This is a genomic window from Paradevosia shaoguanensis (assembly GCF_016801025.1).
GTDB classification, from domain to species: Bacteria; Pseudomonadota; Alphaproteobacteria; order Rhizobiales; family Devosiaceae; genus Paradevosia; species Paradevosia shaoguanensis.
In genome coordinates this window covers 1,824,898-1,842,254 of the sequence record NZ_CP068983.1, presented here as the reverse complement: position 1 = coordinate 1,842,254, position 17,357 = coordinate 1,824,898, and the positions used below count along the sequence as shown (strand labels likewise).

The 17,357-nt window shown below is 62.6% G+C and carries 25 protein-coding genes; 16 read left to right on the top strand and 9 right to left on the bottom strand.

What is annotated here, in order from left to right:
* Both JNE37_RS08650 and hslV read right to left on the bottom strand, forming a co-directional pair.
* Window positions 1-513, bottom strand: coding sequence for a GNAT family N-acetyltransferase (locus tag JNE37_RS08650; protein ID WP_203065968.1), 513 nt, complete (start codon window positions 511-513; stop codon window positions 1-3).
* Window positions 510-1,067 carry an ATP-dependent protease subunit HslV gene (hslV, locus tag JNE37_RS08645; RefSeq protein WP_035090038.1) on the bottom strand — a complete coding sequence of 186 codons (558 nt, stop codon included), beginning with the start codon at window positions 1,065-1,067 and terminating at the stop codon, window positions 510-512. Before hslV ends, JNE37_RS08650 begins: the two co-directional genes overlap by 4 nt.
* Before the next feature lie 144 nt (window positions 1,068-1,211).
* On the opposite strand from hslV, the gene hisB reads away from it, so the two are divergent.
* The 10 genes from hisB (at window position 1,212) to JNE37_RS08595 (ending at window position 7,252) form a co-directional block, all read left to right on the top strand.
* Entirely contained in the window at window positions 1,212-1,799 is a 588-nt protein-coding gene (hisB, locus tag JNE37_RS08640) for an imidazoleglycerol-phosphate dehydratase HisB (RefSeq protein WP_203065967.1), read from the top strand.
* Between the two features lie 47 nt (window positions 1,800-1,846).
* A complete protein-coding gene (locus JNE37_RS08635; RefSeq protein WP_203065966.1) occupies window positions 1,847-2,206 on the top strand; it encodes a DUF2628 domain-containing protein in 360 nt (119 codons plus the stop codon).
* Between the two features lie 3 nt (window positions 2,207-2,209).
* Window positions 2,210-2,863 (top strand): imidazole glycerol phosphate synthase subunit HisH, encoded by a 654-nt coding sequence (gene hisH / locus JNE37_RS08630; protein WP_203065965.1) that lies wholly within the window; start codon window positions 2,210-2,212, stop codon window positions 2,861-2,863.
* The gene (gene hisA / locus JNE37_RS08625; RefSeq protein ID WP_203065964.1) at window positions 2,863-3,597 is read left to right on the top strand and encodes a 1-(5-phosphoribosyl)-5-[(5-phosphoribosylamino)methylideneamino]imidazole-4-carboxamide isomerase; all 735 of its coding nucleotides are present in this window, start codon (window positions 2,863-2,865) and stop codon (window positions 3,595-3,597) included. Before hisH ends, hisA begins: the two co-directional genes overlap by 1 nt.
* Window positions 3,594-3,929: a hypothetical protein gene (locus tag JNE37_RS08620; protein WP_203065963.1), complete on the top strand. Its 336-nt coding sequence runs from the start codon at window positions 3,594-3,596 to the stop codon at window positions 3,927-3,929. The genes hisA and JNE37_RS08620 overlap by 4 nt, the downstream gene beginning before the upstream one ends.
* Before the next feature lie 25 nt (window positions 3,930-3,954).
* The gene (gene hisF, locus JNE37_RS08615; protein WP_203065962.1) at window positions 3,955-4,764 is read left to right on the top strand and encodes an imidazole glycerol phosphate synthase subunit HisF; all 810 of its coding nucleotides are present in this window, start codon (window positions 3,955-3,957) and stop codon (window positions 4,762-4,764) included.
* Window positions 4,761-5,075 carry a phosphoribosyl-ATP diphosphatase gene (locus JNE37_RS08610; RefSeq protein ID WP_246513589.1) on the top strand — a complete coding sequence of 105 codons (315 nt, stop codon included), beginning with the start codon at window positions 4,761-4,763 and terminating at the stop codon, window positions 5,073-5,075. Before hisF ends, JNE37_RS08610 begins: the two co-directional genes overlap by 4 nt.
* Window positions 5,076-5,081: 6 nt before the next feature.
* Window positions 5,082-6,035, top strand: a complete 954-nt coding sequence (gene coaA, locus JNE37_RS08605; protein WP_379124539.1) for a type I pantothenate kinase — start codon at window positions 5,082-5,084, stop codon at window positions 6,033-6,035.
* 63 nt (window positions 6,036-6,098) lie between these two features.
* Window positions 6,099-6,656 (top strand): NADPH-dependent FMN reductase, encoded by a 558-nt coding sequence (locus JNE37_RS08600; RefSeq protein WP_246513659.1) that lies wholly within the window; start codon window positions 6,099-6,101, stop codon window positions 6,654-6,656.
* Window positions 6,656-7,252: a histidine phosphatase family protein gene (locus JNE37_RS08595; protein ID WP_203065959.1), complete on the top strand. Its 597-nt coding sequence runs from the start codon at window positions 6,656-6,658 to the stop codon at window positions 7,250-7,252. The genes JNE37_RS08600 and JNE37_RS08595 overlap by 1 nt, the downstream gene beginning before the upstream one ends.
* A gap of 6 nt (window positions 7,253-7,258) precedes the next feature.
* Here JNE37_RS08595 and JNE37_RS08590 read toward each other — a convergent pair whose 3' ends face one another.
* Both JNE37_RS08590 and JNE37_RS08585 read right to left on the bottom strand, forming a co-directional pair.
* The gene (locus JNE37_RS08590; RefSeq protein ID WP_203065958.1) at window positions 7,259-7,630 is read right to left on the bottom strand and encodes a VOC family protein; all 372 of its coding nucleotides are present in this window, start codon (window positions 7,628-7,630) and stop codon (window positions 7,259-7,261) included.
* Window positions 7,627-8,106, bottom strand: coding sequence for a MarR family winged helix-turn-helix transcriptional regulator (locus JNE37_RS08585; RefSeq protein WP_203065957.1), 480 nt, complete (start codon window positions 8,104-8,106; stop codon window positions 7,627-7,629). Before JNE37_RS08585 ends, JNE37_RS08590 begins: the two co-directional genes overlap by 4 nt.
* A 129-nt stretch (window positions 8,107-8,235) precedes the next feature.
* Here JNE37_RS08585 and pyrF point away from each other — a divergent pair, with 129 nt between their 5' ends.
* The 3 genes from pyrF (at window position 8,236) to JNE37_RS08570 (ending at window position 10,432) form a co-directional block, all read left to right on the top strand.
* Window positions 8,236-8,934 (top strand): orotidine-5'-phosphate decarboxylase, encoded by a 699-nt coding sequence (pyrF, locus tag JNE37_RS08580; RefSeq protein WP_203065956.1) that lies wholly within the window; start codon window positions 8,236-8,238, stop codon window positions 8,932-8,934.
* 62 nt (window positions 8,935-8,996) lie between these two features.
* Window positions 8,997-9,806: a 4-hydroxy-tetrahydrodipicolinate reductase gene (dapB, locus tag JNE37_RS08575; RefSeq protein ID WP_203065955.1), complete on the top strand. Its 810-nt coding sequence runs from the start codon at window positions 8,997-8,999 to the stop codon at window positions 9,804-9,806.
* Window positions 9,807-9,817: 11 nt separating this feature from the next.
* On the top strand, window positions 9,818-10,432 hold the full coding sequence (locus JNE37_RS08570) for a 2,3-bisphosphoglycerate-dependent phosphoglycerate mutase (protein ID WP_035090059.1): 615 nt from the start codon (window positions 9,818-9,820) through the stop codon (window positions 10,430-10,432).
* A gap of 29 nt (window positions 10,433-10,461) precedes the next feature.
* On the opposite strand, the gene JNE37_RS08565 is transcribed toward JNE37_RS08570, so the two are convergent.
* The gene (locus JNE37_RS08565; protein WP_376743019.1) at window positions 10,462-11,331 is read right to left on the bottom strand and encodes a methylated-DNA--[protein]-cysteine S-methyltransferase; all 870 of its coding nucleotides are present in this window, start codon (window positions 11,329-11,331) and stop codon (window positions 10,462-10,464) included.
* 90 nt (window positions 11,332-11,421) lie between these two features.
* The gene (locus JNE37_RS08560) at window positions 11,422-11,901 is read right to left on the bottom strand and encodes a DUF2244 domain-containing protein (protein ID WP_203065953.1); all 480 of its coding nucleotides are present in this window, start codon (window positions 11,899-11,901) and stop codon (window positions 11,422-11,424) included.
* A gap of 36 nt (window positions 11,902-11,937) precedes the next feature.
* Here JNE37_RS08560 and nth point away from each other — a divergent pair, with 36 nt between their 5' ends.
* Window positions 11,938-12,639 carry an endonuclease III gene (nth, locus tag JNE37_RS08555; RefSeq protein ID WP_203066353.1) on the top strand — a complete coding sequence of 234 codons (702 nt, stop codon included), beginning with the start codon at window positions 11,938-11,940 and terminating at the stop codon, window positions 12,637-12,639.
* Here nth and JNE37_RS08550 read toward each other — a convergent pair.
* Window positions 12,636-13,085, bottom strand: coding sequence for a DUF2214 family protein (locus tag JNE37_RS08550; RefSeq protein WP_203065952.1), 450 nt, complete (start codon window positions 13,083-13,085; stop codon window positions 12,636-12,638). The genes nth and JNE37_RS08550 overlap by 4 nt on opposite strands.
* Before the next feature lie 78 nt (window positions 13,086-13,163).
* Here JNE37_RS08550 and JNE37_RS08545 point away from each other — a divergent pair, with 78 nt between their 5' ends.
* Window positions 13,164-13,760 (top strand): TetR/AcrR family transcriptional regulator, encoded by a 597-nt coding sequence (locus JNE37_RS08545; protein WP_203065951.1) that lies wholly within the window; start codon window positions 13,164-13,166, stop codon window positions 13,758-13,760.
* Window positions 13,761-13,825: 65 nt separating this feature from the next.
* Complete coding sequence (locus tag JNE37_RS08540) at window positions 13,826-14,827, top strand: adenosine kinase (RefSeq protein ID WP_203065950.1); 1,002 nt, start codon at window positions 13,826-13,828, stop codon at window positions 14,825-14,827.
* Window positions 14,828-14,915: 88 nt separating this feature from the next.
* Here JNE37_RS08540 and dnaJ read toward each other — a convergent pair whose 3' ends face one another.
* A complete protein-coding gene (dnaJ, locus tag JNE37_RS08535) occupies window positions 14,916-16,049 on the bottom strand; it encodes a molecular chaperone DnaJ (RefSeq protein ID WP_035033856.1) in 1,134 nt (377 codons plus the stop codon).
* Between the two features lie 183 nt (window positions 16,050-16,232).
* Window positions 16,233-17,288: an alpha/beta hydrolase gene (locus JNE37_RS08530; RefSeq protein ID WP_203065949.1), complete on the bottom strand. Its 1,056-nt coding sequence runs from the start codon at window positions 17,286-17,288 to the stop codon at window positions 16,233-16,235.
* Window positions 17,289-17,357 lie beyond the last annotated feature (69 nt).

Below are 17,357 nucleotides of genomic sequence, written 5' to 3'. Positions count from 1 at the left end.
TTACTTGTCTCCAGGTGCCTTATCCAGGAAGCGCACCATCAGGTGTTCGTCGACATAGCGACCGTTCACATTGAGCGAGCGGGGCTCGGTGCCGTAGATCGAAAAGCCCGCCTTCTCGTAGAGGCGGATGGCCGGCTTGTTGTGGGCGCCCACGCCCAGGTGCAGTTGCAGCACCTCGTCGCGGGCCTGGTCCACAGCCGTTTCGATCAGCTCGAGCGCGCAGCCCGTGCCCCGAAGGGCCGGTTGCACATAGACCTGGTAGATCCAGCCGCGATGCCGCTCGCGTTCGCCATCGCTCCGAGCATAGGCGAGAATGCCGCCCAGGCCTGGTTCCGCGAAGACGCCGTAGAAGCTCATCTTGCGCAGAAGCGCGGCGAGTTCCGCATCGCTTCTTTGCGCAAAATTCTCAGGGGTGGAGGCGTATGCCTCCGGATGATTGCTCAGGGCTTCGAACCGGATCTTCCGGTAGGCACCGAGATCATGCTCCCCGAGGCGGCGGATCGAATAGGTCACTGCTCGATGCTTTCGAGCGTCACGTTCTCGTTGGTATAGATGCACACCTCGGCGGCGATCTTCATGGCCTTGCGGGCAATGGTCTCGGCATCGAGGTCGCTGTTCTCGAGGAGGGCGAGACCGGCCGAATAGGCGTAATTGCCGCCCGAGCCGATGGCGACGACGCCATGGTCGGGGGTCAGCACGTCGCCCGTGCCGGTCAGCACCAGCGTGTCGTTGGCGTCGGCCACGATCATCATGGCTTCCAGCCGTCGCAGATAGCGGTCGGTGCGCCAGTCCTTGGCCAGTTCCACGGCGGCCCGCATCAACTGGTTGGGATATTGTTCGAGCTTGGCCTCGAGGCGTTCGAACAGCGTGAAGGCATCGGCCGTGGCGCCGGCGAAGCCGCCGATGACCTTGCCGCCGGCCAGGCGTCGGACCTTCTTTGCCGTATGCTTCATGACGGTGGCGCCCGCCGTCACCTGGCCGTCGCCTGCCACCACGACCTTGCCGTCCTTACGGACCGCAACGATCGTCGTGCCGTGCCAGCCGGTGAAATCGTCGTTGTTACTCATCTACAACTCCAAAAGGATTTGACCAAAATATTGGGTGCGTGAACGGAAATGCAACGGCAGGCGGGCCATGCCCTTTTCGGCGGGTCGGCAAGCTGTTAGAGAACGCCGAACCCTTTTTCGAGCGATCCTTTCCCGAGCGGTCCCATGCGCCAGGCAGAAATCTCCCGCAAGACCAACGAGACCGACATCTTCGTGTCGGTCAATCTGGATGGTACGGGCCGCCATGCCATGAATACCGGCATCGGTTTTCTGGACCACATGCTCGACCAGCTCTCGCGCCATAGCCTCATCGATATCGACGTCACCGCCAAGGGCGACCTGCATATCGACATGCACCACACAGCCGAAGACGTCGGCATCGCTCTGGGCCAGGCCATTGCCAAGGCGCTCGGCGACAAGAAGGGCATCCGCCGCTACGCCAGTTGCGACCTTGCCATGGACGGCACGCTGACCCGCGTGGCGCTCGACGTGTCCGGCCGTCCGTTCCTCGTCTGGAAAGTGGACTTCACCCGCGACAAGGTGGGCGACATGGATACCGAGCTCTTCCGCGAATGGTTCCAGGCTTTTGCGATGAATGCCGGCATTACGCTCCATGTCGAGACGTTCTATGCCGACAACAACCATCATATCGCCGAAAGTGCCTACAAGGCTCTCGCCCGGGCGCTGCGCGATGCGGTCGAAATCGACCCGCGTGCGGCAGATCGCATTCCGTCGACCAAGGGAACGCTCTAGGCCTGCCCTAGGCTTTTTCCGGTCGGGCTCATAGATAGGAGCCTAGCATGACCCTCTATTCGCTTTTCACCCGGAACGGGGCCGAAGGCCCGGACACGGCGCCCGAGGCTGTGGCCGAGCGCTTTTCCTGGTTCGCCTTCCTGCTGCCGCCCGTCTATGCGCTGGCCCACCGGCTCTGGCTGGCTTTTCTGGGACTTGTCGTCGTCATACTGGCCTTGGGCTTTGCAGGGCGCTGGCTGGGCGGGGACGCCGCGTTCTGGCTCTATGGGCTGATGGCGCTGTGGTTCGGCTTCGAGGCGCCCGCCTTCCGGGCGCGAAAACTCCATCGCCAGGGCTATCTCCAGGCCGGCGACACCATCGCCGCCGCCGAAGACCTCGCCCGCATCGACTATCTCAAGAACCGCTAAGTCATGACACAGACCGTCACCATCATCGATTACGGCTCGGGTAATCTCAAATCCGCCGCCAAGGCCTTTGAGCGCGCCGCGCGCGGCACCGAGACCGATATCGTCGTCACCGCCGATGCCGATGCCGTGCGCCGCGCCGACCGCATCGTGCTGCCCGGCGTCGGCGCCTTCGCCGATTGCAAGGCCGGGCTCGAAGCCGTGCCCGGAATGGTCGAGGTGCTCAACGAGCGCGTCATCCGGGGCGGCACGCCGTTCCTGGGCATTTGTGTGGGCATGCAGCTCATGGCCGAGGAAAGCCGCGAAAAGGGCGTGCATCAGGGCCTCGGCTGGATCAAGGGCGCCATCGTGCGCCTCGAGCCCAGCGATCCGGCGCTCAAAGTGCCGCATATGGGCTGGAACACGCTGCGCTTCGAGAAGCCGCACGACCTGCTGGCCGGCATCGAGGATGGGCCGGAGGGCCTGCATGCCTATTTCGTCCATTCCTACCACATGGAAATGGGCGATTCCGCCGCGCTCGTCGCCACGGCCGAATACGGCCAGCGCGTCACCGCCGCCATCGGCCGCGACAACATGTTCGGAACGCAGTTCCACCCCGAGAAGAGCCAGAGGCTCGGCCTCACGCTCATCGGCAACTTTCTGGGTTGGAGCCCGAAATAATGATTCTTTTTCCGGCTATCGACCTCAAGGACGGTCAATGCGTGCGCCTGAAACTCGGCGACATGGCGCAGGCCACCGTTTTCAACGATTCGCCCGCCGAGCAGGCCAGGAGCTTTGAGGACCAGGGTTTTAAATATCTCCACGTCGTCGACCTCAACGGCGCCTTTGCCGGCGAGAGTGTCAATGGCGCGGCGGTGGAAGATATTCTTCGTACGGTGAAATTCCCGGTGCAGTTGGGCGGCGGTATTCGCACGCTCGCCCATGTCGAAAGCTGGCTGGAAAAGGGCCTGGCCCGCGTCATCCTCGGCACCGTCGCCGTGCGCGATCCGGCCCTGGTCAGGGAAGCGGCCAAAAAATTCCCGGGCCAGGTTGCGGTGGGCATCGATGCGCGCGGCGGCAAGGTGGCGGTGGAAGGCTGGGCGGAAACCTCCGAACTCGACGTGGTCGAGCTGGCCAGGCGCTTCGAGGGCGCGGGCGTCGCTGCGATCATCTATACCGATATCGACCGTGACGGCATTCTGACCGGCATCAACTGGGACTCCACGCTCCATCTGGCGCGCTCGGTTTCGATCCCCGTCATTGCCTCGGGCGGCCTTGCTTCCATGGACGACATCCGCCGCATGACGGAGCCCGACGCGCAGGTGCTGGAAGGCGCCATTTCGGGCCGTGCGCTCTATGACGGGCGAATTGATTCACGTGAAGCATTGGCGCTGCTGCGAGGCGAGCGTGTATGAACCGGGAGCAGCCAGCGCCGAAGAAATTCCCCTGGGCGATCTATTGGCTGATCCTTGCCGCCATCCTGCTCTTCGCGCTCTGGCCGGTGTTTTCGGTGACCTTCGTGTCGCTGGTGGCCGATGCCAATGGCTGTCGGGTGGACGAGGGCAGCGTGCATCCCTGCATGGTGCTGGGCTCGGATTGGGGCGAACTGCTCTATGGCATGGGGGTGATGGGCTGGTTCATGCTCGCCACCATTCCCATCGGCCTTTTCGCCCTGGGCGGCTGGCTCGTCGCGCTCATCGCCCATCGTATCGTCTGGCGGCGCAATGCGCGCCGGCAAGGCTCATAGACATTGAAAGCAAGGAGTCTGCCCCATGACTCTCAAGACCCGCCTTATCCCCTGCCTCGACGTCAAGGACGGCCGTGTGGTCAAGGGCGTGCAATTCGTCGATCTCATCGATGCCGGCGATCCGGTGGAAGCGGCCATCGCTTATGATGCCGCCGGCGCCGACGAATTGACCTTTCTGGATATCACCGCCTCCGCCGATGGACGCGAGACGATTTTCGACGTCGTCGCGCGCACGGCCGAGCATTGCTTCATGCCGGTGACGGTAGGCGGGGGCGTGCGCAGCATCGAGGACATTCGAAAACTGCTGCTGTCCGGGGCAGACAAGGTCTCGATCAATACCGCCGCCGTCCGCGACCCCGATTTCATCGCCCGCGCGGCGGATAAATTCGGCGACCAGTGCATCGTGGTGTCGGTCGATGCGCGCCGCCGGCTGACCCAGGCTCCGGGGCAGGACAATTCCAACGAGTGGGAAATCTTCACCCATGGCGGGCGCAATCCGACCGGGCTCGATGCCGTCGAATTCGCCGCCCGCATGGTAGAGCTGGGGGCCGGCGAATTGCTGGTCACCTCCATGGATCGTGACGGCACCAAATCAGGCTTCGATCTCGAACTGACCCGCGCCATCGCCGATGCGGTGCACGTGCCGGTCGTCGCCTCGGGCGGCGTCGGCACGCTCGATCACCTGGTGGACGGGGTCAAGATCGGCCACGCCAATGCCGTTCTGGCGGCCTCGATCTTCCACTTCGGCACCTTCACCATCCCTGAGGCCAAGGCGCATCTGGCGCGCAACGGCATCGCCGTGCGGTCCGATCGCGTATCGGGAGAAGACAAGTGACGCTCGAAGAACTCAACCAGCGCATCGCACTCCGCGCCTCGACTTCGCCCGAGGAAAGCTACACTGCCAAGCTCATTTCGCGCGGCATCCAGAAATGCGCCCAGAAAGTGGGCGAGGAGGGCGTCGAGGCAGCGATTGCCGCCGTGGCCGGCGACCACAAGGGGCTCGTCGGCGAAGCCAGCGACCTCCTCTATCATCTATTGGTCCTATTGCGCGCCGCCGGTGTTTCGCTCGATGAGGTCATGGCGGAGCTCGATGGCCGCACCGCCCAGTCCGGGCTGGCCGAGAAGGCCGCCCGCCCCAAGGAGTAGTTCGTGCTGACCGCCCAAGAGAGTCTGGACCTCGCCCCCTATCACCGCTTCACCAAGACCGAATGGTCGAAATTCCGCGCCGACGAGCCGATGACGCTGACGGCGGAAGACATCGACCGGCTGCGCGCGCTCAACGATCCGATCTCGCTCAACGAAGCCGAAGAGATCTACCTGCCGATCACGCGCCTGCTCTCGCTCTATGTTGAAGCTGTTCAGGGGCTACATCGTGCCTCCAATATGTTCCTGGGCACGACGGATTCCAAAGTTCCGTTCGTGATCGGCGTCGCGGGTTCCGTGGCGGTTGGCAAGTCCACGACTGCCCGCATCCTGCAGACGCTTCTGCAGCGCTGGAAATCCTCGCCGAAGGTTGACCTCGTCACGACCGATGGCTTCCTCTTCCCGAACGCCGTGCTCCAGGAGCGCGGCATGATGGACCGCAAGGGCTTTCCGGAAAGCTATGACCGCGCGCGGCTGGTGCGGTTCCTTTCCGAAATCAAGTCGGGCAAGGGCAACGTGCACGTGCCCGTCTACTCGCACCTCGTCTATGACGTCGTTCCGGAAAACGAAATAATCGTCGATCGCCCCGATATTTTGATCGTGGAAGGCCTCAACATCCTGCAGCCGGGCGAATTGCCGAAATCAGGCAGGCCGATCCTCTTCGCCTCCGACTTCCTCGATTTCTCCGTCTATATCGACGCCGACGAGGACGACCTGACGACCTGGTTCCTGCAGCGCTTCCTGAAGCTGCGCGAGACGGCGTTTGCGGATGAAAAGAGCTTCTTCCACAAGTTCGCGCTGATGAGTGAGGACGAGGCGAAGACCTATGGCAAATGGGTTTGGGAGACCATCAACAGACCAAACCTCGTCGAGAACATCGTGCCGACGCGCGGCCGCGCCGACCTTATTCTGCGCAAGGGTCGCAGCCATGTCATCGAAGAGGTCTTTCTGCGCCGTATCTAGGCGGCGCAGGGATGACCCGTTAGGCTGGCTTCCTCTTGGCTTTCAGAGGCTTGGTTGGACCAGATGAAGACGGCGCTTACCCTTTGCGGGTCGACCCGCAAGGGCTCCTACAACGAAATCCTCCGTCGCTACGTGAGCGACAAGCTGCGGGACGTCGAAGGATTTGAGGTCATCGACCTCGACCTCAAGGATTTCCCGATGCCGATCTTCTCGGAAGATCTCGAAGTGGACGGGCAGACCCCCGAGGCGGCCGGGCGGCTGGCCGAGATGTTCGGCAAGGCCGACGTGGTCCTCATCATCTCGCCCGAATACAATTCCGGCACCACCCCGCTCATCACCAACATGGTCGCCTGGCTCTCGCGCCAGAAGCACGGGCAATGGCGCCATGCCGTGTTCGGGCTGGGTGCGGTGTCTTCGGGCAAATACGGCGGCGTGGTCGGCATCGCTCACCTGCGCGACAGCCTTTCCAAGCTCGGCGCGCTGCTGGTTCCGACGCTGCTGGGCGTCGGTCCCGCCTCCGAGGCTTTCGACGAGAACGGCGTGCCGGTCGAGGACGGGGTGCGCAAGAAGGTCGAGCAGATGGTGCGCGAGCTGACGCATTTTTCGCGCGGGGGCATCTGATGGCATTGACGCTCTATATCACCCACCCCGAAGTGGTGATCGATCCCGCGGTGCCCACGCCGCGATGGGGCCTCAACGCCACCGGCCGAGAGCGCGCGGAAATCTTTGCGGCGCGCAAAATCCTGCCAGGCGACACGATCTTCTTTGCCAGCACCGAACAGAAGGCCCTCGACCTCGCCGCCATCCTTGCCGGCCCCGCGAGCGAAAACATCCGCTCGCGAAGCGCGTTCGACGAGAATGACAGGTCGGCGACGGGGTTTCTCGCCGGCGCGGCCTTCGAGGAAGCAGTGGCAGCCTTGTTCGGACAACCGGAGGCAAGCTATCGCGGCTGGGAGCGGGCGATCGATGCGCAGGCCCGCATCGTCCGGGCGGTGCAGCAGGTCTTCGAGGAGGTTCCGGCGACGACGCCGCTGGTATTCTGCGGCCATGGCTGCGTCGGCACCCTGCTCAAATGCCATTTGGCCGGACGCCCGATCCGACTCGCGGAAGACCAGCGCCGCATGGGCGCGCCCGGCGGCGGCAATGTGCTGGTGATCGACAGGGCAAGACCGGCGCTGGTCGCCGACTGGGTGCCGATGGAAGACTTGGCGCTTTAGGCGCGGTCAGGTTTTTCGGGCGAGTTCGGGGCGTTTGCGGTAATCGGCAAAGCCGAGCACGTTGCCGGAGGGATCGCGCGTCTCGACGGTGAAGCCGGTGGCGGTTTCGAGCCAGACGGTCGAATGCCCCAGCTTCTCGAGCGCCTTGCGCGTCTCGACCGCGTCGGCGACTTCCACCCAGAACTTGCCGCCGCCAGCATCCTCGCCCTGCCGGATGACGAGGCCCGGTTCTTCCCCGCCTATGGCGAACAGCGCCATATGTGCCGCTGCTACCCGGAACTTGAGTTTGAGGCCGATGGCCTCGTAAAAGCCGATCGCCGCTTCGAGGTCGGCGACGGTGAAAAGCACGTTGTCGATGCCGAGGGGCATGATGGTCATTGTGCAGCCTTCTCTGTTCTCGTGGATTTCTCGGCGCCGCCGGACGGCGCCCAGGGGATGAGGGCGAAAAGCTCCATGGCGTCCTCGAGGGCGCCGGTGAGGCGGTCGAGTCGGTCGGGGTCGTGATCGACCTGCCGCAGGCGTACGGGTCCCGCGAGCGGCGTCGCCGCTACCAGCTCGGCGCCTTCCGGCGTGATGGCCACGAGCCGCGCCCGCTTGTCCTTGGCGTCGCGCCTGACGGTGCACAGGCCCTTGAGGCGCAATTCGTCGATCGACTGACCCAATGTCGCCGGATGCATCACCAGCGTCTTGCGTAGTGCCGCCAGCGGCAATTGCGGGCGCTCGGCGAGGATGCGCAGCACCGCCAATTGCAGCCCGGTAAGGCCGAACTGCTGCTTGAGGTCGAGATTGAATTTCTCCATCGCTCGCTCGAGACGAATCCAGGCGACGATGGCGGATAGGGCTTGTTGTTGCATGGCGGTCTTATGGCGCCATAATATCCCGGTCGCAAGGGCGATTTTTGCAGCGCGATTCGCACTCACCCTTGTGGCGGATCACCTAATGTGCGAGGGAGCCGGAACACGCCCCACATGGAGAATCTGCCGATGACCGGAACGTTGATCGTCGCCCTCGACCTCGACTCGCGCACCGAGGCGGAACGGATCATCGCCGATATCGGCGATGCGGTGGATTTCTACAAGATCGGCTACCAGCTCTTCTACGGCGGGGACGGCCTTGATCTGGGCAAAGCGCTGATCGCCGCCGGCAAGCGCGTCTTCTTCGACCTCAAGCTGCTCGATATCGACAACACCGTCGAAAAGGGCGCCGCCGCCATCGCCGCCACCGGCGCGCATATGCTGACCGTCCACGCCTATCCGAAAGCCATGCGGGCGGCCCTCAAGGGCACGAAGGGGTCCGAACTCTCCATTCTCGGGGTCACAGTGCTGACGTCGATGGACGACCAGGACGTCCACGATGCCGGCTATGCCCGCGACGCGGCAGGGCTGGTGGCGCTGCGCGCCGAGGATGCCAGGGAGGCCGGGATCGGCGGGCTCGTCTGCTCGCCCAAGGAAACCGAACTGGTGCGCACCATTGTCGGCTCGAAACTCTCCATCGTCACCCCGGGCATCCGTCCGAGCTGGGCCGAACACGGCGACCAGAAGCGCGTTTCCGGTCCGCGCGCCGCGCTCGATGCCGGCGCCAGCCATCTCGTGGTCGGCCGCCCCATCACCGGTGCCGCCGATCCGGCCGAGGCGGCGCGGCGCATTCTTGCCGAAATGGCGGGCGGCACCCGCCTCGCCTGATTGGCATTGAGGCAGGCAGCCTGCTAGAAGCTCAGCCACATTTGTTGTTCGGAGACGAGATCATGGCCGACATCAGGGTAGCCGTCGCAGGAGCAGGCGGGCGCATGGGCGCTGCCAATATCCGCGCCATCGCCGCCACCTCCGGCCTCAAACTCGCTGCTGCCTTCGACCGTCCTGGCTCCCCGTCCATCGGCAAGGACGCCGCCGCGCTCGCCGGGCTTGAGGCTTCAGGCGTGCTTATCACCGACGATGTCGACGTTGCGTTGGCAGCGGCTGATGCGGTTATCGATTTTACCGCCCCTGTGGCGTCTGTTGCCTTGGCGGAAAAGACGGCCGCCAAGGGTCTCATCCACATCATCGGCACGACCGGCTGTTCGACCGAGGATGATGTCGCGATCCGTGCGTCAGGCGCCAAGGGTGGGCGTATCGTCAAGGCAGGCAACTTTTCACTCGGCCTCAATATCCTTGCCAGCCTCGTCAAGCAGGCTGCCGCCAAGCTCGCCGAATTCGACGTCGAGATCATAGAGATGCACCACAATCGCAAGGTCGATGCGCCTTCCGGCACTGCCCTGATGCTGGGAGAGGCCGCAGCGGCGGGCCGCGAGATTTCGCTCGCCGATCATTCGGTGCGGGTTCGCGATGGTATTACCGGTCCTCGCGTGGCCGGCACGATCGGCTTCGCAACGCTGCGCGGTGGCAACGTGATTGGGGATCACACCGTGATCCTGGCAGGCCCGTCCGAACGATTGGAATTGAGCCACATCGCGCAGGACCGGAGCCTTTTTGCCAATGGCGCCGTGAAAGCCCTTCTCTGGGTGGCAAGCCAGCAGCCGGGCTTTTACACCATGAACGACGTTCTCGGCCTCAATTAAGGAAATCCTTCATGACCGGTACTCTCATCCTCGTGCGCCACGGCGAAAGCGAGTGGAACCTCAAGAACCTTTTTACCGGCTGGCGTAATCCAGACCTGACTGAAAAAGGCATTGGGGAAGCGCGGGCGACGGGCAGGATTCTCAAGGCCAAGGGCTTCGCGTTCGACCTGACCTACACCTCGGCCCTCAAGCGCGCCCAGCACACGCTCGACCTCATTCTCGAGGAAATGGGCATCGAGAACGTCACTATCGTGCGCAATACGGCACTCAACGAGCGCGACTACGGCGAGCTCTCCGGTCTCAACAAGGACGATGCCCGCGCCAAATGGGGCGAGGAGCAGGTCCATATCTGGCGCCGCTCGTTCGACGTGCCCCCGCCGGGCGGCGAAAGCCTCAAGGACACTGCGGCGCGTACCCTGCCCTACTACAAGGCCGAGATCGAACCCAAGGTTGCTGCCGGCCAGACTGTGCTCATCGCTGCACATGGCAATTCGCTGCGGGCGCTGGTTATGGCTATCGAGGGGCTGACACCGGAGCAGATCCTGAAGCGCGAGATCGCGACAGGGGAGCCGACCGTTTATCAGCTTAATGCTGATGGCGCACTCAAGGCTCGCGTTTCGCTCTGAGTGATATGAAGAAGGGGTTTGGGACCCCTTCAACCCCGGCTTGAGATAATGCCGGCTTCCCAGCCCAGGATTGCCCGCTTGCGGGGGACGCCCCAGTGGTAGCCGGTGAGAGCACCGGTGGACCCGACAACGCGGTGGCAAGGGACGACGAAGGAAATCGGGTTCGCTCCGACAGCGGCACCAACGGCGCGTGCGGAATTGGGGCGGCCCAGTTGGTTGGCGATGGTGCCGTAGGTCGTGGCCTTGCCGCAGGGAATCGAAAGTAGCGTTTCCCAGACTTTGATCTCGAAATCGGTACCGATGAGGACCACGCGCACCGGCTGATCGACCGACCAACGCGAGGCATCGAAAATCTGTCGTACGAGTGGAGCAATCTTCGCATCGTCACGCACGAATTTCGCTGCCGGCCAACGATTGGCCAGATCCTCGAACGCAGCCTCGACGCTCATATTTTCATCCGCAAAGCCCAGGCCTGAAATGCCATATTCGGTGGCTGTGATTACTGCCGTGCCGAAGGGGCATGGCGCGGCACCCCAGTGCATTGTGAGGCCTTCCCCGCGAGCGCGAAAAGCGCCGGGGGGCATAGCTTCATAGGCGACGAAGAGATCGTGGAGGCGTGAGGTGGAGGACAAACCAACCTCATAGGTGGTGTCGAGCACCGAGCCGTTCTGCCGCAGCAATGACTTGGCATGGTCCAGCGCTACTGCCTGGGCGAAAGACTTTGGCGAGAGCCCACACCAGCGCCGGAAGAGGTCGGTGAGCTGGCGCTCGGTGAGGCCCATGGCACGGGCGAAACGCGGAAGATCGAGTTCGTCCGGGCCGGTTTCGGAGAGATACGCAATGGCGGCGCGTACCGTCTCGTAGTCCGATTGGGGGGAAAGAGTCTGGTGCTGTGTCATAGGGGACAATTTACGCTGCCTCGGCACATTGGCGCGACCCGGTTTTGACCGGACCATTGCACCGCAGAAATGAATTGGAAAGGCCGGGTGCTACCGACGCGCCCGACGTAATGCCGTTCCGAAGACCTTGGCGAAGCTTGCTTTCTCGGAGGCCGCAAGGAAGGAGCCCAGCTCGTAATCTCCACCATCGTTGCGAAGATAGAGTGCCAGGGTCTTTTCGTCATAGTCGCGATCGATGATGAGGCGGGTTCGATGGGGGTCGAAAGCTGTGGTTGTCTGTTTGCCCCCGGGGCTCACCTCACGCACTTCTAGGCGGTTGGGCCAGAGTGTCACTTCCTCAAATCGCCGCGTCTGGCGGTTTGACCAACGCAGCGCCAGCCACATACCGAGGACGTCGAGGCCCATGAAGCCGACGATCGGCCAGGCGCCGAGCGAATAGAAGACCATCGATGGGATCGCGGCCATGGCTGCGATGACGCCGATCAACACCGTCTGTCCTCGCACGCTCAGCGAGCGGTACGGGGTCAGCTTGGCTGCGAACAAAGGGTCAGCTTGCGTTTTGGTGATCATGTTTGCATCACTACGGCGACTCAGCAGGTAACGCTTATGCCCCCCAAAAAGATCAAACGACTCCCGGCCGCCGATGTCGAGGCTATTTTTGCCGCGTTCGAGCACGCTAATCCGGAGCCGAAGGGTGAACTCGACTATACCAACCCCTTCACCCTCCTGGTAGCGGTCGTGCTGTCCGCCCAGGCCACCGACGCTGGTGTAAACAAGGCGACGCCAAGGCTTTTCGCCTTGGCGCCGACTCCCGAAAAGATGGTGGAACTAGGTGTCGCGGGCATCGAGGACTGCATCCGCACAATCGGCCTCTACCGCAACAAGGCCAAGAACGTTTTCGCGTTGAGCCAGGTACTGATCGACAAATACGAGTCCAAAGTGCCCGACAGCCGCGAGGCGCTAGAGGAATTGCCGGGTGTCGGCCGCAAGACGGCCAATGTCGTTCTCAACATCGCCTTCAAGCAACCGACCATCGCGGTGGACACCCACCTTTTCCGCGTCGGCAACCGCACGGGGCTGGCTCCAGGCAAAACTCCCCTCGAGGTTGAGAAGGCGCTGCTCAAAGTCGTGCCCGACAAATACATGCTTCACGCCCACCATTGGCTGATCTTGCACGGCCGCTACGTCTGCAAGGCTCGCAAGCCCGAATGCTGGCGCTGCATCATCCGAGAATGGTGTCGGTTCGAACCCAAGACTCCGGCACCCAATAAGCCGCTTCCGAAGGCGAGCTCACCCAGCCGCCCTTAGCTGCCGTATCCGCGTGCCATGGCTGCGGCGAAGGCTGGGATGAGGGCTAGGAGCACTGCCTGGATGCGGAGAAAAAGTCGTGCCCGACCGATTGCTGTCCGCGTGGGTGAATAGCTCGGGTCGGAGACGGCTGCCTTGCGCCACTCAAGAATGGCGCGCGTCGGCGCAATCGAGAGCAATCCGACCAGCACGAAAGCGGTCATCTTGGCCCAGAACATCTGGTTGCCGAGATAGTACCATGGCCCTGCTGCGCCGAAGATCACACGGACGATGCCCACAACCACGACAATGCCGGCGAGCATGCCATAGAGCCGGTCGATCTGCCCGAGCTGGGTAAGTCGGGGGCCGGTGACCCCTTCGCGCAGGAGGAAGAATTCGGCGGCGAAGACGCCAACCAGAGAGAACACGGCAAGATGGTGGGCGATGGTGAGGACTAGATCGAGCATGACGGCCTCCTTGGTGCTGGTGTCTCGAAACGATGAATGTTAACACTGTTATCATCTTGATAATCTGGTATGTGAACGATGTCAACATCAGAGCCTGGGGGCTATCATCACGGCGATTTGCGCCGAGCACTCGTCGAGGCTGGTCTCCGCCTGCTGACCGAGGGCGGAGCCGACAGTCTTGGTTTGCGCGAAGTAGCGCGAGCGGTTGGCGTTTCCGCTTCGGCCCCCTACCGTCATTTCGAAAACCGCCAGGCGCTGTTGGCCGCCGTCGCTCGTGAAGGCTTCCTGCGCTTTGCGGCCGCACTCGATGCCGACGGGCGCGATGTGCCAGACGCTCAAAGGCTGGAGGCGATGGGCGCTGCCTATGTCGGCTTTGCGCGCGAAAATCCGCAGCTTTTCAGACTGATGTTCTCGCCTGAAGTTAGCAAGGATGCCAATTCGGAGCTGATGTCGGCAGCGAGTACTGCCTATAGATCGCTGGCCGCCTTGGCAGGGGCGGAAAGCCCGGAGGCCGAACGCGAGGCCACGGTCGCCACCTGGGCGCTGGTCCACGGGCTCTCGGTGCTGTTGCTTGACGATCAGGTACGGCTCGAAGGCGAGGCGGATCGCGATCGGCTCGTGGCGCGAATTCTCTCCCGCTTCGTGGCAGGTCTTCGCGCTTTGCCCAACGGCTAGTTGCACCTCGGCGGGAAGTCCTTTATCTCCGGCGAGGCTCTTTCTGCACCCTTCGGAGACCTTCTATGGCCGAAACCCGGTACGATGTCCTCACCATCGGCAACGCAATCGTCGATGTGATCGCCAGGATCGAACCGGGTTTTCTAGAAAAGGAAGGTCTTTCCGAGGGCATCATGCACCTCGTCGACACCGACCGTTCGGCCTATCTCTATGAGCGCATGCCGGCGGACAAGCGCCAGATTTCCGGTGGCAGCGCGGCCAATACGGCTGCGGGCGTCGCCTCGCTAGGAGGCCATGCTCGCTTCGTGGGCAAGGTCGCCGACGATCCGCTGGGCGATGTTTTCGCTGATGACCTCAATGCTATCGGCGTTGATTATGACACCAGCCGCCTGATAAACGGCGCTGCCACTGCCCGCTCCATGATCCTGCTTTCGGACGATGGCGAGCGGACCATGAACACCTATCTCGGCGCGTGCCATGAACTGACCGAAGCCGACATCAAGGAAGACGAGATCGGCGCTGCTTCCATCACCTATATGGAAGGCTATCTCTGGGATCCTGTGGAGGCCAAGAAGGCCTTCGTTCGCGCTGCACATTACGCGCACAAGCACGAGCGCCCGACCTCGTTCACGCTTTCCGATCCCTTCTGCGTGCACCGCTATCGTGACGAATTCCTCGATCTGATGCGTTCGCGTACGATCGACTATGTCTTCGCCAATGTCGAAGAGGTGAAAGCACTCTACCAGACCGATGACCTGCAGGTGGCGGCGCGTGAGATTGCCAAGGACGCTGAAGTTGCCGCCATCACCATGGGCGCCGCCGGCGCCATGGCCATCTGCAATGGCGAAGTGGTGACTGTTCCGGCTTTCCCGGTGGATGTCGTCGATGCGACCGGTGCCGGCGATCTCTTTGCGTCCGGCTTCTTGCTGGCAGTTGCTCGTGGCCAGAATTTCGAAATGGCGCTACGCGCCGGCTGCCTCGCGGCATCCGAAGTCATTTCCCACATCGGCGCACGGCCGGTGCTCGACCTACGCCAACTCGCGGCTGAAAAGGGCCTGGCAGTCTAGAGCACTGGCGGCGTTGTTCGCTGCCCTTCTGTCGCTCCGACGGTCTACTGCGAAATCGTAGGATACGGGCGCCTATACGCCCGCGCCCTCAATTGTCAAAAATATGCTTGAGCTTGGAGAAGAACCCGTTCGAGGTCGGGTTGTTGTCGTTGGTCGATATCTTGGCAAACTCTTCCAGCAACTCGCGCTGCTTACGATTGAGGTTCTGCGGGGTCTCGACCTCGAGTTGGACGTAGAGGTCGCCCACATCCTTTGAGCGCAGTACCGGCATGCCCTTGCCCTTGAGACGTACGCGCTGCCCCGGCTGTGTGCCGCCTGAAACCTTGACTTTGGCCCGACTGCCATCGAGCACCGGCACCTCGAACTCGCCCCCCAGCGCTGCTGTCGTCATAGCGATCGGAATGCGCGCATAGAGATCCGCGCCGTCGCGCTGAAAGAGATCGTGAGGCTTTAGCGAGACGAAAATGTATAGGTCGCCCGGCGGGCCACCGCGCAACCCCGCTTCGCCTTCATTGGCGAGACGAATACGAGTACCGTCTTCGATGCCCTTGGGAATATCGACCGAAAGCTTGCGGTTCTCCTGTCGACGGCCCTGGCCGCCGCAATCGGTGCAGGGATTGTCCATGGTCTGCCCGCGTCCCTGGCAGGCCGGACAGGTGCGCTCGATAGTGAAGAAGCCCTGCGCCGCGCGTATCTTGCCGTGGCCATTGCAGGTCCGACAGGTTGATGCGCCAGTGCCAGGCTTGGCGCCGGAGCCATCGCAGGTGGCGCAGGAAACGAGCGTCGGCACGTCCACTTCGACGGTCCGTCCGGCAAATGCCTCTTCGAGGCTGATTTCAAGATTATAGCGCAGGTCCGAGCCACGCAGGCGGGAAGCACCGCCGCGGCGGCCACCACCGCCCATGAAGTCCCCAAAAATGTCCTCGAACATATCGGACATAGAAGAGGCGAAATCGGGTCCGAAGCCGTGCCCGCCATGGCGCCCGGCGCCGCCATTCTCGAAGGCAGCATGGCCGAACCGGTCATAGGCGGCGCGCTTCTGCGGATCCTTGAGCGTGTCGTACGCTTCGTTGATTTCCTTGAATTTATGCTCGGCCTCGTGATCGCCCGGATTGCGATCCGGGTGGAACTGCATCGCCAGCTTGCGGTAGGCGCTCTTGAGCCCAGCTTCGTCTGCGCCCCGCGCTACGCCGAGCACTTCATAAAAATCACGTTTGGCCAAGAAAGCAGTTCCCCGATCGGCTCTCGTGGAGCCAACATCTATTTTGTTACGTCCGGTCGTCCCCGACAGGCAAAGTCCAGCAAATGCGGGCCTTGCGGCGCTGCACTTTAAGAATGGTAAGGCGCCCCGCTCTTATCAAGAGGGGCGCCGGCTATCAACTGTCGGCTGGAAGGGATCGGGAGTTCAAATCTTGCGGCGGCTGGCTGCGAAGGCTTCTACCAGATTATTGGCCACATGGCTCAGGGCGAACATGGCCTTGTTGACCACACTGCCGAGCCCGAAAAAGCCCTGTGTCACGCCCTCATAGAAGCGGACATCGACGGAAACGCCCTGCTTGTGCAGGGCCTCGCCCAGCAATTCGCCCTCGCTGCGCAACGGATCGATTTCTGCAATAACCAGCGTCGCAGGCGGCAGTCCCTTGAAATCGGTGCGCTCAACGAGATTGAGTCTAGGGTCAGCCGTCTCGGCGCGGCTTTCGAGCAGATGCCGGAAAAACCATTGCATTGTCGGCGTGCCGATGGGCCGGGCTCGCATATTCTCAACATAGGACGGGGTGGACATGTCCACCCCGGCGATCGGGTGAATGAGCACCTGATGGACGGGCATGGCGACGCGCTCGGCATGTGCCTGGAGCGAGATATTGATGGCGATATTGGCGCCTGCGCCTTCGCCTACTACCGCGGCCTTGCCCGGATCGCCGCCGAGGTTCGCACCCTCCTCGATCAGCCAGAGCCAGACGGCGTAACAGTCATCGTGCGCGGCGGGGAACTTGTGCTCGGGAGCAAGGCGGTATGCCGGGGAAACGACGACGGCGCCGGTCTTCTTGGCCAACGCCCGCGGCGTTGCATCGCACTTTTCAGGCGAGCCAACGATCCAGCCGCCATCGTGGATGTAGAGGATCATAGGTGGCGTTGCCGTCGCATCCATCATGCGCGAACGATAGACTTTGGTCGAAATTTCGCCTTCCGGTCCCGTGATGACGATGTCGTCGACATCGACGCCCTGATCGTCGGGTTCGCGCCCTGCCCGTTCGAGCACCTTCCTTACGGCGTCTTCGAGTGTCGGCTGACGTCGCGCCTCGGCCGGCAGACAGGCCTCGAGCGACTTGGCGCCCAACTCAACCTGCGCATCGAGCACATGCCGCATGTCGGCATCTGCACGCACCATTGGATTGCCCGTCAGGAACTCGCCCGTTCGGGCGAAGGCATCGCCGATTGTGGAATCGTGAATGGAAGTCATGTCCGCCACCCCGAGACTGTCCGTGCGGGATCGTCTCTCTCAACTGGAAAGGAGCCTTCAAGGTTCCTG

Bases quoted from the DNA above. Each gene is read 5' to 3' on its own strand.
- hslV (WP_035090038.1), bottom strand. From the start codon at position 1,067: ATGAGTAACAACGACGATTTCACCGGCTGGCACGGCACGACGATCGTT.
- hisB (WP_203065967.1), top strand. From the start codon at position 1,212: ATGCGCCAGGCAGAAATCTCCCGCAAGACCAACGAGACCGACATCTTC.
- JNE37_RS08635 (WP_203065966.1), top strand. From the start codon at position 1,847: ATGACCCTCTATTCGCTTTTCACCCGGAACGGGGCCGAAGGCCCGGAC.
- hisH (WP_203065965.1), top strand. From the start codon at position 2,210: ATGACACAGACCGTCACCATCATCGATTACGGCTCGGGTAATCTCAAA.
- hisA (WP_203065964.1), top strand. From the start codon at position 2,863: ATGATTCTTTTTCCGGCTATCGACCTCAAGGACGGTCAATGCGTGCGC.
- JNE37_RS08620 (WP_203065963.1), top strand. From the start codon at position 3,594: ATGAACCGGGAGCAGCCAGCGCCGAAGAAATTCCCCTGGGCGATCTAT.
- hisF (WP_203065962.1), top strand. From the start codon at position 3,955: ATGACTCTCAAGACCCGCCTTATCCCCTGCCTCGACGTCAAGGACGGC.
- JNE37_RS08600 (WP_246513659.1), top strand. From the start codon at position 6,099: ATGAAGACGGCGCTTACCCTTTGCGGGTCGACCCGCAAGGGCTCCTAC.
- JNE37_RS08595 (WP_203065959.1), top strand. From the start codon at position 6,656: ATGGCATTGACGCTCTATATCACCCACCCCGAAGTGGTGATCGATCCC.
- JNE37_RS08590 (WP_203065958.1), bottom strand. From the start codon at position 7,630: ATGACCATCATGCCCCTCGGCATCGACAACGTGCTTTTCACCGTCGCC.
- JNE37_RS08585 (WP_203065957.1), bottom strand. From the start codon at position 8,106: ATGCAACAACAAGCCCTATCCGCCATCGTCGCCTGGATTCGTCTCGAG.
- pyrF (WP_203065956.1), top strand. From the start codon at position 8,236: ATGACCGGAACGTTGATCGTCGCCCTCGACCTCGACTCGCGCACCGAG.
- dapB (WP_203065955.1), top strand. From the start codon at position 8,997: ATGGCCGACATCAGGGTAGCCGTCGCAGGAGCAGGCGGGCGCATGGGC.
- JNE37_RS08570 (WP_035090059.1), top strand. From the start codon at position 9,818: ATGACCGGTACTCTCATCCTCGTGCGCCACGGCGAAAGCGAGTGGAAC.
- JNE37_RS08565 (WP_376743019.1), bottom strand. From the start codon at position 11,331: ATGACACAGCACCAGACTCTTTCCCCCCAATCGGACTACGAGACGGTA.
- JNE37_RS08560 (WP_203065953.1), bottom strand. From the start codon at position 11,901: ATGATCACCAAAACGCAAGCTGACCCTTTGTTCGCAGCCAAGCTGACC.
- nth (WP_203066353.1), top strand. From the start codon at position 11,938: ATGCCCCCCAAAAAGATCAAACGACTCCCGGCCGCCGATGTCGAGGCT.
- JNE37_RS08550 (WP_203065952.1), bottom strand. From the start codon at position 13,085: ATGCTCGATCTAGTCCTCACCATCGCCCACCATCTTGCCGTGTTCTCT.
- JNE37_RS08545 (WP_203065951.1), top strand. From the start codon at position 13,164: ATGTCAACATCAGAGCCTGGGGGCTATCATCACGGCGATTTGCGCCGA.
- JNE37_RS08540 (WP_203065950.1), top strand. From the start codon at position 13,826: ATGGCCGAAACCCGGTACGATGTCCTCACCATCGGCAACGCAATCGTC.
- JNE37_RS08530 (WP_203065949.1), bottom strand. From the start codon at position 17,288: ATGACTTCCATTCACGATTCCACAATCGGCGATGCCTTCGCCCGAACG.